Origin of the sequence: Pseudomonas sp. B8(2017) (assembly GCF_002113575.1) — a bacterium.
GTDB classification, from domain to species: domain Bacteria; phylum Pseudomonadota; class Gammaproteobacteria; order Pseudomonadales; family Pseudomonadaceae; genus Aquipseudomonas; species Aquipseudomonas putida_Z.
This window is the reverse complement of record NZ_NEIO01000021.1, coordinates 93,122-105,090: the sequence shown is the minus strand read 5'-3', so window position 1 is coordinate 105,090 and position 11,969 is coordinate 93,122. Positions and strand designations below refer to the sequence as shown.

General features: G+C 63.8%; 12 protein-coding genes. 6 read left to right on the top strand and 6 right to left on the bottom strand.

From position 1 onward, the window contains the following. Nucleotides 1-44: 44 nt before the first annotated feature. From lon to cmoB, 4 genes are all read left to right on the top strand, one after another. Entirely contained in the window at nucleotides 45-2,465 is a 2,421-nt protein-coding gene (lon, locus tag CAG22_RS23150; protein WP_085706254.1) for an endopeptidase La, read from the top strand. A 170-nt stretch (nucleotides 2,466-2,635) separates the two neighbouring features. Beyond that, nucleotides 2,636-3,028 carry a protease inhibitor I42 family protein gene (locus tag CAG22_RS23140; RefSeq protein WP_075046169.1) on the top strand — a complete coding sequence of 131 codons (393 nt, stop codon included), beginning with the start codon at nucleotides 2,636-2,638 and terminating at the stop codon, nucleotides 3,026-3,028. Nucleotides 3,029-3,174: 146 nt separating this feature from the next. After that, nucleotides 3,175-3,918 carry a carboxy-S-adenosyl-L-methionine synthase CmoA gene (cmoA, locus tag CAG22_RS23135; RefSeq protein WP_025340420.1) on the top strand — a complete coding sequence of 248 codons (744 nt, stop codon included), beginning with the start codon at nucleotides 3,175-3,177 and terminating at the stop codon, nucleotides 3,916-3,918. Next, on the top strand, nucleotides 3,915-4,871 hold the full coding sequence (gene cmoB, locus CAG22_RS23130) for a tRNA 5-methoxyuridine(34)/uridine 5-oxyacetic acid(34) synthase CmoB (protein WP_085590264.1): 957 nt from the start codon (nucleotides 3,915-3,917) through the stop codon (nucleotides 4,869-4,871). The genes cmoA and cmoB overlap by 4 nt, the downstream gene beginning before the upstream one ends. Nucleotides 4,872-4,940: 69 nt before the next feature. Here cmoB and CAG22_RS23125 read toward each other — a convergent pair whose 3' ends face one another. After that, a complete protein-coding gene (locus tag CAG22_RS23125; protein WP_085706253.1) occupies nucleotides 4,941-5,144 on the bottom strand; it encodes a hypothetical protein in 204 nt (67 codons plus the stop codon). A 403-nt stretch (nucleotides 5,145-5,547) separates the two neighbouring features. On the opposite strand from CAG22_RS23125, the gene CAG22_RS23120 reads away from it, so the two are divergent. Both CAG22_RS23120 and CAG22_RS23115 read left to right on the top strand, forming a co-directional pair. After that, entirely contained in the window at nucleotides 5,548-6,222 is a 675-nt protein-coding gene (locus CAG22_RS23120) for a heavy metal response regulator transcription factor (RefSeq protein WP_003258489.1), read from the top strand. After that, nucleotides 6,219-7,601, top strand: coding sequence for a heavy metal sensor histidine kinase (locus CAG22_RS23115; RefSeq protein WP_085614229.1), 1,383 nt, complete (start codon nucleotides 6,219-6,221; stop codon nucleotides 7,599-7,601). The genes CAG22_RS23120 and CAG22_RS23115 overlap by 4 nt, the downstream gene beginning before the upstream one ends. 127 nt (nucleotides 7,602-7,728) lie before the next feature. Here the strand turns inward: CAG22_RS23115 and pdxJ are convergent, their stop codons facing one another. The 5 genes from pdxJ to lepB form a co-directional block, all read right to left on the bottom strand. After that, nucleotides 7,729-8,451, bottom strand: coding sequence for a pyridoxine 5'-phosphate synthase (gene pdxJ / locus CAG22_RS23110; RefSeq protein ID WP_153670549.1), 723 nt, complete (start codon nucleotides 8,449-8,451; stop codon nucleotides 7,729-7,731). Between the two features lie 61 nt (nucleotides 8,452-8,512). Next, a complete protein-coding gene (recO, locus tag CAG22_RS23105; RefSeq protein WP_015271594.1) occupies nucleotides 8,513-9,196 on the bottom strand; it encodes a DNA repair protein RecO in 684 nt (227 codons plus the stop codon). Nucleotides 9,197-9,364: 168 nt separating this feature from the next. Next, nucleotides 9,365-10,267: a GTPase Era gene (era, locus tag CAG22_RS23100; protein ID WP_085706252.1), complete on the bottom strand. Its 903-nt coding sequence runs from the start codon at nucleotides 10,265-10,267 to the stop codon at nucleotides 9,365-9,367. Further along, nucleotides 10,260-10,949: a ribonuclease III gene (rnc, locus tag CAG22_RS23095; protein ID WP_003258487.1), complete on the bottom strand. Its 690-nt coding sequence runs from the start codon at nucleotides 10,947-10,949 to the stop codon at nucleotides 10,260-10,262. The genes era and rnc overlap by 8 nt, the downstream gene beginning before the upstream one ends. Before the next feature lie 161 nt (nucleotides 10,950-11,110). Then, the gene (gene lepB, locus CAG22_RS23090) at nucleotides 11,111-11,965 is read right to left on the bottom strand and encodes a signal peptidase I (protein WP_003258486.1); all 855 of its coding nucleotides are present in this window, start codon (nucleotides 11,963-11,965) and stop codon (nucleotides 11,111-11,113) included. Nucleotides 11,966-11,969: the final 4 nt, after the last annotated feature.

Here is an 11,969-nt window from a genome sequence, read left to right as displayed (position 1 = left end):
CCCCCGCCCCATCTAAGCACCATAGTCATTCACGCAGGTGCCCCATGAGCGACCAGCAGGATTTCCCGGAACATCCCGACGAACACAGCGAAGTCGAACACACCACTCCCCAGGCCGAAACCGGCCACGCCCTCGCCCTGCCCGGCCAGCAGCTGCCGGACAAGGTCTATGTGATTCCGATCCACAACCGTCCGTTCTTCCCGGCCCAGGTGCTGCCGGTCATCGTCAATGAAGACCCTTGGGCAGAAACCCTCGACCTGGTGGCCAAGTCGCCAGACCACAGCCTGGCCCTGTTCTTCATGGATACCCCGCCAGAAGACCACCGCCACTTCGACACCTCGGCGCTGCCGCAGTACGGCACGCTGGTGAAGGTGCACCACGCCAGCCGCGAAAACGGCAAGCTGCAGTTCGTCGCCCAGGGCCTGACTCGGGTACGCATCCGTACCTGGCTCAAGCACCACCGCCCGCCGTACCTCGTCGAGGTGGAATACCCGCGTCAGCCAGCCGAGCCGACCGACGAGGTCAAGGCCTACGGCATGGCGCTGATCAATGCGATCAAGGAGCTGCTGCCGCTCAACCCGCTGTACAGCGAAGAGCTGAAGAACTACCTCAACCGCTTCAGCCCCAACGACCCGTCGCCGCTCACCGACTTCGCCGCCGCCCTCACCTCGGCCACCGGCAACCAGTTGCAGGAAGTGCTCGACTGCGTACCCATGCTCAAGCGCATGGAAAAGGTCCTGCCGATGCTGCGCAAGGAAGTCGAGGTGGCGCGCCTGCAGAACGAGATCTCGGCCGAGGTCAACCGGCAGATCGGCGAGCACCAGCGCGAGTTCTTCCTCAAGGAACAGCTCAAGGTCATCCAGCAGGAGCTGGGCCTGACCAAGGACGACCGCAGCGCCGACCTCGAGCAGTTCGAGCAGCGCCTCGAAGGCAAGACCCTGCCGGACCAGGCACGCAAGCGCATCGACGAAGAGATGGGCAAGCTGGCCATCCTCGAAACCGGCTCGCCCGAATACGCCGTCACCCGCAACTACCTGGACTGGGCCACCGCCCTGCCCTGGGGCGTGTACGGCAAGGACAAGCTCGACCTCAAGCACGCACGCAAGGTCCTCGACCAGCACCACGCCGGCCTCGACGACATCAAGGAGCGCATTCTCGAGTTCCTTGCCGTGGGCGCCTGGAAAGGCGAGATCAGCGGCTCGATCGTGCTGCTGGTGGGCCCGCCCGGGGTAGGCAAGACCAGCATCGGCAAATCCATCGCCGAATCGCTCGGCCGGCCGTTCTACCGCTTCAGTGTCGGCGGCATGCGGGACGAGGCCGAGATCAAGGGCCACCGCCGCACCTACATCGGCGCCCAGCCCGGCAAGCTGGTGCAGGCCCTGAAGGACGTCGAGGTGATGAACCCTGTGATCATGCTCGACGAGATCGACAAGATGGGCCAGAGCTACCAGGGCGACCCGGCTTCAGCGCTGCTGGAAACCCTGGACCCGGAGCAGAACGTCGACTTCCTCGACCACTACCTGGACCTGCGCCTGGACCTGTCCAAGGTGCTGTTCGTGTGCACCGCCAACACCCTGGATTCGATCCCCGGGCCATTGCTCGACCGCATGGAAGTGATCCGCCTGTCCGGCTACATCACCGAAGAGAAACTGGCCATCGCCAAGCGCCACCTGTGGCCCAAGCAGCTGGAAAAGGCCGGCGTGGCCAAGACCAGCCTCGGTATCAGCGACAGCGCCCTGCGCGCGGTGATCGAAGGCTATGCCCGCGAAGCCGGGGTACGCCAGCTGGAGAAACAACTGGGCAAGCTGGTGCGCAAGGCCGTGGTCAAGCTGCTGGAAAACCCCGAGGCCAAACTGAAGATCGGCACCAAGGAGCTGGAAGCCGCGCTCGGCATGCCGGTGTTCCGCAGCGAGCAGGTGCTGGCTGGCAAAGGCGTGATCACCGGCCTGGCCTGGACCAGCATGGGCGGCGCCACGCTGCCGATCGAAGCCACCCGCATCCACACCCTCAACCGCGGCTTCAAGCTGACCGGCAAGCTGGGTGATGTGATGAAAGAGTCGGCCGAAATCGCCTACAGCTACGTCAGCTCCAACCTCAAGCAGTTTGGTGGTGATCCTGGCTTCTTCAACGAAGCGTTCATTCATCTGCACGTGCCCGAAGGCGCCACGCCCAAGGACGGCCCGAGTGCCGGCATCACCATGGCCAGCGCCCTGCTGTCGCTGGCCCGAGACCAGGCGCCGAAGAAGGGCGTGGCCATGACCGGCGAGCTGACCCTGACCGGGCAGGTACTGCCGATTGGCGGTGTGCGCGAGAAGGTGATTGCGGCGCGGCGGCAGAAGATCTTCGAGCTGATCTTGCCGGAGCCTAACCGTGGGGACTATGAGGAGCTGCCGGACTACCTGCGCGAAGGCCTGACGGTGCATTTCGCCAAGCGCTTCGCCGACGTGGCCAAAGTCCTGTTCTGAGCTGCTCCGGCCCCTTCGCGGGCTTGCCCGCTCCCACAGGGAAACCACAGTTTTCAAATACTGTGCAATACCTGTGGGAGCGGGCAAGCCCGCGAAGGGGCCGGCACAGGCAACACAAATCTCCTTGATCATCGGTTATCCTCAGGCCATCGTCAGCCTCCGGAGCCAACATGACCGCCCCTCGTCTGCTCGTTCCCCTGAGCTTCGCCCTGATTTCCGCCTGCGCCCAACAGCCCACGCAACCCGTCGAACTGGACGCCGAAAGCGAATGCCCGACGCGACTGCAGGTTGGCCAGGCGCTGATCCTGAGCTTGCCCAGCAACCCGTCCACCGGCTACCGCTGGCGCGTCGAAGCACCTGCCTCCAACGTACTGCGCAGCCTTGGCCCGGAGGTGTATAGCGCTCCCGAGGAGGAAGACGTGGTCGGCAGCGCCGGTGTCTCCACCTGGCGCTACCAGGCCAGCGATACCGGCGATGGTCAGTTGGTGCTGGTGTACCAGCAGCCGTGGGCCGCAGATATCGCCCCCGTGCAAACCTTCGACTGCAAGATCATCGTCCGCTAAGGTCCGCAGCTTCGCTCATAGGCAACCTGCACACCCACCAGGCAGGCGCAGAGGTCCTTCAGCGCCCGCCCCTGAAGCGCTGCCATGGCAAGAATCGCGGCCTTTGGCTAAAATGCGCCTCCGTTTCACCCTGTATCGAGCCCGCCGTGAGCAAACAACCCGACCGCCTTTTCGCCCAGCCCTTGGAGCAAGTGCCCGACTTCGTCTTCAACGAAGATGTGGTGCGTGTGTTCCCGGACATGATCAAGCGCTCGGTTCCGGGCTACCCGACCATTGTCGAGAACCTCGGCGTGCTGGCCGCGCGCTTCGCCCAGCCGCACACCGCGCTGTACGACCTGGGTGCGTCGTTGGGTGCCGTTACTCAATCGCTGCGCCGCCATGTGCGCAGTGACGGCTGCCGGGTAATCGCCGTGGACAACTCCGCGGCGATGGTCGAGCGTTGCCGCCAGTACCTCACCGCCCAGGACTCGATGTTCCAGGAACTGCTGCCGGTGCAGGTGCTGGAAGCCGACATCCTGGCCCTGCCCTTCGAGCCCGCCTCGGTGGTGGCGATGAATTTCACCCTGCAATTCATCGCCCCCGACCAGCGCCTGGAGCTGCTCGGCCGCATCCGCCAGGCACTGTTGCCCGGTGGTGCGCTGATCCTCTCGGAAAAACTGCGCTTCGCCGATGATGAACAGCAGGACTTGCTCAATGAACTGCACCTGGACTTCAAACGTGCCAATGGCTACAGCGAACTGGAAATTGCCCAGAAGCGCAGCGCCATCGAGAACGTGATGAGGCCCGACACCCTCGAAGCCCACCAGGCGCGCCTGCGCGCAGCCGGTTTCTCGAAGGTGGTGCCCTGGTTCCAATGCCTTAATTTCGCCTCTTTGATTGCCCTGCCATGATCGATCTGTCCCCCCTCGTCCGCCGCCTGGCGGGCACGCCCCTGGCTTCCTGGTCGCAAGGCCTGCAAGCGCAACTGGAAGCCAAGCTGGAGAAGGGTCACGGTGACCTCGACCGCTGGCGCGGTGCGCTGGAAGCCTTGCCCGCCCTGAATCCGAGCGAAATCGACCTGGTCAACGGGCTGCGCCTGGACTGCGATTGCGACGACGCCACCCGCGCGCAGATGCGCCAGGCACTGATGGGCCTGTCCCCTTGGCGCAAAGGGCCATTCGACCTGTTCGGCGTGCATGTGGACACCGAATGGCGTTCGGACTGGAAATGGTCCCGGGTCGGCCCGCACCTGGACCTCAAGGGCAAGCGCGTGCTCGACGTGGGCTGCGGTAACGGCTACTACCAGTGGCGCATGCTCGGTGCCGGCGCCGACATGGTGATTGGCGTCGATCCCAACTGGCTGTTCTTCTGCCAGTTCCAGGCCGTTCAGCAATACCTGCCAGAGCTGCCCGCCTGGCACCTGCCATTCGCCCTGGAAGACCTGCCGGCCAACCTCGAAGGTTTCGACACGGTGTTTTCCATGGGGGTGTTCTACCATCGCCGCTCGCCCATCGAGCACCTGCTGGCGCTCAAGGACTGCCTGGTCAAAGGCGGTGAACTGGTGCTGGAAACCCTGGTGATCGAGGGTGACGAAAACCAGGTGCTGGTACCTGAGGACCGCTATGCACAGATGCGCAACGTCTGGTACCTGCCGTCGGTACCGGCCCTGGAGCGCTGGTTGCGCCGTGCCGGTTTCAGCGACGTGCGTTGCGTCGACGTAAGCGTGACCAGCGTCGAGGAACAGCGCAGCACCGAGTGGATGCGCTACCAGTCACTGGGCGACTTCCTCGACCCGAACGACCACAGCAAGACCATCGAAGGCCTGCCGGCCCCACGCCGCGCCACCCTGCTGGCGCGCAAATAAAAAAGGCGCCCGGATGGGCGCCCGAATACACCTGCGCCGAGGAGCTGTCACGGCGTAGGTGCTGTTACCTCAGTCCTTGGCCAACTCGCGGGCCTTCTCCTGCACCTTGCGCTCACGCTCGGCAACGGCCTGTTGCTTGTTGTCGTGCAGGCGCTGCTGGTCTTCGCGGAACGCTTGCCAGAATTGTTTGGAACGTTCCGCACCGCCCTCGGCGTAAACACTGGCGCTGCCCAGGGCAAGGGTGGCCAACAGCAGGTATTTGGTCAGGTTCATCGTGGTTGCCTCGTGATAACCGATCAGACAGGGCCATCCTAGCGAGGGCCAGCTAACGGCAAGGTGAGGCGGGGATTACAGTCTTGCAATGTGGCCTTGTTTTGCCTGTTCAGGCCCTATCGCCGGCAAGCCAGCTTCCACAAGATCATCACAAGTCTTGAAAACTGTGCAGTACCTGTGGGAGCTGGCTCCCACAGGATCACCACAGGTCTTGAAAACTGTGCAGTACCTGTGGGAGCTGGCTTGCCGGCGATAGGGCCCGAACAGACAGCCAGATAACACCAGGATTACAAATCCGTTATCTGCGCCCCGCGCCCTTACTCATGCCGTAACATCCTCCGCCTTGACCCTGATGCCACTACAGGGTCGAGAATCGCCCCCTTTCATCACACCGAGCCCACCCATGCGTCTACTGATCATCGAGGACGAACTGCGTACCGCCGACTACCTGCAGCAGGGCCTGCGCGAGAACGGCTACGTGGTCGACTGCGCCCACACCGGCACCGATGGCCTGCACCTGGCCCGCCAGCAGCCCTACGACCTGGTCATCCTCGACGTCAACCTGCCCGAACTCGATGGCTGGACCGTGCTGCAGCGGCTGCGCGCCGAATCGGCCACGCGCATCATGATGCTTACCGCCCACGGCCGCCTGGCCGACCGGGTCAAGGGCCTGGACCTGGGGGCCGACGATTACCTGCTCAAACCTTTCGAGTTCCCGGAACTGCTGGCCCGTATCCGCAGCCTGCTGCGCCGCAACGACCAGCAGCTGCAGCCCAGCACCCTGCGCGTCGCCGATCTGGAGCTGGACCCCGGCCGCCACCGCGCCTACCGCGCGGGGCAGCGTATCGACCTGACCGCCAAGGAATTCGCCCTGCTGCACCTGCTGATGCGCCAGACCGGCGAGGTGCTGTCACGCACCCAGATCATCTCGCTGGTGTGGGACATGAACTTCGACTGCGACACCAATGTGGTCGAGGTTTCGATACGGCGCCTGCGGGCAAAGATCGACGACCCGTTCGACAACAAGCTGATCCATACCCTGCGTGGCGTCGGCTACGTGCTCGAGGCACGCTTTTGAAAAACGCCAGCCTGTCACTGCGCCTGGGCTTGAGCGTGACACTGATGGGCGCTGCACTGGTGCTGCTGCTGGCCTGCCTGGCCGTGTTCGCCCTCGATCACGAACTGGACAGCCGCGCACGCAAGGACCTGGCGCGCAAGATGCTGCAGGTCGAGCACAACCTGCGGGTCGACCTGCGTAGCGAAGACCTGGGCAGCCGCGCCCATCCCTTGCTCGACCTGGTGATGGGCCACGACAACCTCAGCCTCAGCGTGCTGGCCCTCGAAGGCCGCCATCCTCACCTGCTCAGCCTGGGGCCAGCGCTGGAATCGCAGGTAGGCGATTTGCGCACCGATGCCCGCCTGGCCTTTCATGCGTGGCGCGACAGCAATGGCAACCAGATACTCACCGTGACCCGGCTGATGCGCCTGCGCGACGACACCCCGGTCAAGGTGATGATGTCGCTCAACCGCGCCGACGACAACGCCCTGCTGCAGGCCTACCTGCACTCCACCTTGCTCGCGCTACCGTTGCTGCTGTTGCTGATCGGGGCCGGTGCCTGGTGGCTGATGCAGCGCGGCCTGAGGCCACTGCGGCACTTCCGGCGCATTGCCGGGCGGGTGTCGGCCCAGGACCTGCAACATCGCCTTCCCGCTACCGGCCTGCCGCTGGAGCTGGCAGAGCTGGCCAGCAGCATCAACGTGATGCTCGACCGCCTCGATCAGGGCGTCAGCCAGCTGTCGCAGTTCTCCGATGATCTGGCCCATGAACTGCGCACACCGTTGAGCAACCTGATGGGCAAGGCGCAAGTGACGCTGGCCCGCGAACGGGACAACGCGAATTACCGGGAAGTGCTGGAAGACAGCATCGAAGAACTGACCCGGCTCAACCGCATCATCAATGACATGCTGTTTCTCGCCCAGGTCAGCCAACCCCAGGCCCAGGTTTCGCTCAAGCCCATGGCATTGGCCGACGAGACGGCGCGGGTTGTCGAGCTGTTTGCGTTCAGTGCCGAGCTGAAAGGGGTTGAGTTGCGTGTGCAAGGCTGGGGGACGGCGCAGGGTGATCGGCTGATGTTTCAGCGGGCACTGTCGAACCTGTTGAGCAATGCCATTCGGCACTGCCCCGATGACAAGCCTGTGGAACTACGTATCGAGCGCGTGGGCAGCGAAGTTCGGCTTTCAGTGGAAAACCAGGGGCCTGGTATTGCTGAAGAACACCAGTCGCGCTTGTTCGAGCGGTTTTACCGAGTGGGCTCGGGGCGCTCGCGGCTGGAGGGAGGGACCGGGTTGGGGCTGGCGATCGTGAAATCGATCATGCAGTTGCATGGCGGGCGGGTCGAGGTCAGCAGCAGCCCCTTGGGGCCTACCCGGTTTACCCTGGTGTTTCCTGCCGAGTGATCGGCTGCCTGCACCGGCCTCTTCGCGGGCTTGCCCGCTCCCACAGGTACCCCACAGGCCTTGAAGCTTGTGCAATCCCTGTGGGAGCGGGCAAGCCCGCGAAGAGGCCGGTACAGGCGACCAACGATTAGCGCGAAGCCGCCACGATCAGCGCCTTCATCTCCGCCACAGCGGCCTTGAAGCCGACGAACAGCGCATGCGCCACCAGCGCATGGCCGATGTTCAGCTCATTGATGCCCTTGATCGCCGCCACCGCCTCGACGTTGTGGTAATGCAGCCCGTGACCGGCATTGACGATCAGCCCCTGCCCCACGCCAAACGCCACACCATCGACGATACGCTTGAGTTCCTCGGCCACTTCGGTCGGGGTTTCGGCATCGGCGTAACGCCCGGTGTGCAGTTCGATGGCAGGCGCGCCAACGCGACGCGAAGCCTCGATCTGCCGCTCGTCGGCATCGATGAACAGCGACACTTCGGCACCGGTACGCGACAGGCGCTCAACCGCAGCCTTGATCCGTGCTTCCTGGCCCGCCACGTCCAGGCCGCCTTCGGTGGTCAGCTCCTGACGGGTTTCGGGTACCAGGCAGATATGCGCCGGGCGGATCTTCTCGGCAAAGGCCATCATCTCTTCGGTGACGCCCATCTCGAAGTTCATGCGGGTCTGCAGCACGTCCTTGAGCAGCACCACGTCACGCTCCTGGATGTGCCGGCGGTCTTCACGCAGGTGCACGGTGATGCCATCGGCGCCTGCTTCCTCGGCATCCAGGGCAGCCTTGACCGGATCAGGGTAACGCGTGCCCCGGGCCTGGCGCAGGGTCGCCACGTGGTCGATGTTTACGCCGAGAAGCATGCGGTTGCTGTGAGTCACGAAAGGCTCTCCTGAAGATTGAGCCCCACAGCATACGTCGTGATCAGCGCTTGCGAAACAGTTCCCGGCTGACCAGCGGTTTTGCCCCCAGATGAACCGCCAGTGCCTGGCGCATCAGGCGCTTGGCGGCGAGCAAGGCACCTGGGGCATCCCAGTCGGCTTCGGCCAGGGCCAGCAGTTCGGTGCCGCGGAACAGCCCGGGTTGCACCAGCTCGACCCGCTCCAGGCCGGCGTCCACACGCAAGCGGTACAGGCCATCGACCGCGATCGCCTGGTCATTGACGTCGTGGTGCAACGAAAACGCGTAACCGAGCTCGTCCAGCAGCCGCCATTCGAAGGAGCGCAGCAGCGGCTCCAGCGGGCGACCGGCGGCCAAGGCTTGCAAGGTCAGGGTGTAGTGCTCGAACAGCGCCGGGAAAGGCGCTTCGGCGGGCAGCAGGCGCATGAGCAGTTCGTTGAGGTACAACCCGCTGAACAGGGCATCGCCATGCAGCCAGGCGGCGATGCCGGCACTGTCCATGCGCCCGACATTTTTCAGCTCGCCACGCCCACGCAGTTCCAGCTCCAGCGGCACGAACGGCCGCACCAGGCTGCCACCCTTGCCACGCGCACGGCGCAGCACCGCGCGCATGCGGCCCTGCGGGGTGAAGAAGTCCACCAGCGCGCTGGTTTCCTTGTAGGCACGGCTGTGCAGCACATAGGCTGGCTGGCCGACAGGTTGTTCCATGGAAGATCACTTAGCCCAAGTTTGATGCAAATCCCTGTGGGAGCGGCCTTGTGTCGCGAAAGGGGCGCGCAGCGGCCCCAAGATCTCGGCTATTGCATAGATTCTGGGGCTGCTTCGCAGCCCTATCGCGACGCAAGGCCGCTCCCACAAAGGAGGGCCGTCCGAGGCTTAGAGGTCGCCGTAGCCCAGCGAGCGCAGGGCGCGCTCGTCATCGGACCAGCCGCCTTTCACCTTGACCCACAGGTTGAGCATGACCTTGGAGTCGAACAGCACCTCCATGTCCTTGCGCGCCTCGGAGCCGATGCGCTTGATGCGCTCGCCCTTGTCGCCGATGATGATCTTTTTCTGGCCGTCGCGCTCGACCAGGATCAGCGCATGGATGTGCAGCACGTGGCCCTGCTGCTTGAATTCTTCAATTTCCACGGTGATCTGGTACGGCAATTCCGCACCCAGCTGGCGCATGATCTTCTCGCGCACCAGTTCGGCGGCCAGGAAGCGGCTGCTGCGGTCGGTGATCTGGTCTTCGGGGAAGAAGTGCTCGTTCTCGGGCAGGTGCTTGGCGATCTGTGCTTCCAGCGTCTGCAGGTTGTGCCCCTGTTGCGCGGAAATAGGCATCACTTCGGCGTTCGGCAACTGCTCCTGCAGCCATTGCAGGTGCGGGATCAGTTCGGCCTTCTCTTCCATGCGGTCGGTCTTGTTGACCGCGATGATCAGTGGGCCCGTCACGTACTGCACGCGCTCCAGCACCAGTTGGTCCTCGTCGGTCCATTTGGTGCGGTCGACCACGAAGATCACCACGTCGACGTCCTTCAGGGCCGCCGAGGCGTTGCGGTTCATGTAGCGGTTCAAGGCCTTGTCGTTGGCCTTGTGCATACCGGGGGTATCGACGTAGATCGCCTGCACGTCACCCTCGGTCTTGATGCCGAGCATGTTGTGGCGGGTGGTCTGCGGCTTGCGCGAGGTGATCGCCAGCTTCTGGCCGAGGATGTGGTTGAGCAAGGTCGACTTGCCCACGTTCGGGCGGCCGACAATGGCTACGTAGCCGCAGCGGGTCGGGTTGCTATCAGTCATTGCCATTCTCCACGCCCAGGGCGATCAGTGCAGACGCGGCAGCGACTTGCTCGGCGATACGCCGGCTAACGCCCTGGCCACGGCTCTTGTTGTTCAGCAGCACCACTTCGCATTCGACGAAGAAGGTCCGGCAGTGCGGTTCGCCCTGGATGTCCACCACTTCGTAACGCGGCAGCTCGCAGCTGCGCGACTGCAGGAACTCCTGCAGGCGGGTTTTCGGGTCCTTGTTGGTATCGACCAGGGTCAGGCCTTCGAACTCATCGGCCAGCCACGCCAGCACGCGCTCCCGGGCCGTTTCCATGTCGGCGTCCAGGTAGATGGCGCCAATCAGCGCCTCCAGGGCATCGGCCAGGATCGACTCGCGGCGGAAGCCACCGCTCTTGAGCTCACCCGAACCCAGGCGCAGGTGATCGCCCAGGTCGAAACCACGGGCCAGGCGGGCCAGGGTCTCACCCTTGACCAGGCGCGCGCGCAGGCGCGACAGCTGGCCTTCGCGGGCCTGCGGGAAACGCTCGAACAGCGCTTCGCCGGCGACGAAGTTGAGAATGGCGTCACCGAGAAACTCCAGGCGCTCATTGTTGCGCCCGGCGTAACTGCGATGGGTCAGTGCCAGGAGCATCTGGTCCTGGTTCTTGAAGGTATAACCGAGCTTTCGCTCCAGACGGGCAAGGGGAGCACTCATGCAGCCACCCGTTCGTTGTTCAACGCGTTGTTCAAATCAACATCCTGAAAGACTGTTTGGCTGTGGCCCGCCGCGATGTGCGGCGAATCTCCCGATCCCTGAGAACACAGCCTATGTCAGAAATGCATTCGGCGCTGCCTGCTGGCCAGCGCCGATGGGTATCAATGGATCAGACCGACCCGCGACAGGTTGGGCAGGTGGCTGAGCTTGGGCTCTGGCCAGCTCATCCACACCGCGAAGGCCTTGCCGACGATGTTCCGGTCCGGAACCATGCCGTGCAGTTCCTTCGGGATGTTCGGGTCATCCCAGTAACGGCTGTCGTTGGAGTTGTCGCGGTTGTCGCCCATCATGAAGTAATGGCCTGCCGGCACGGTCCATTGCTGGTCCGGCGGCATGCGGTAACGGCTCATTTCCTTGCGGATCAGGTGTTCGGCCTCGCCGAGCTTTTCCTTGTACAGCTCGGCGCTGCCCAGGGTGCCCGGCTCGGTGCCCACCAGTTGTTCGGCAATCGGCTGGCCGTTGACGAACAACCGCTTGTCGCTGGTGTAGCGCACCTGGTCACCCGGCAGGCCTACCACACGCTTGATGTAGTTGACGTTCGGGTCGCTCGGGTAGCGGAACACCATCACATCACCGCGTTGCGGGTCACCCACCTCGATGACCTTCTTGTCGATCACCGGCAGGCGAATGCCGTACGAGAACTTGTTCACCAGGATGAAGTCGCCCACTTCCAGGGTCGGCTTCATCGACCCCGAAGGGATCTGGAACGGCTCGACCAGGAACGAACGCAGCACCAGCACGATGAACAGCACCGGGAAGAACGACTTGCCGTACTCGACCAGCAACGGCTCCTTGCCCAGGCGCTCGACCACCGCCATCTCGGGCTGGCTGACGCTGCCCTGGTAGTTGGCGATTGCCGCACGCCGGCGCGGAGCCAGGAACAGCAGGTCGATCAAGCCCAGCAGGCCGCAGACGAAGACGGCGATGACTAGCAACAGCGGGAAATTTAGCGACATAGGA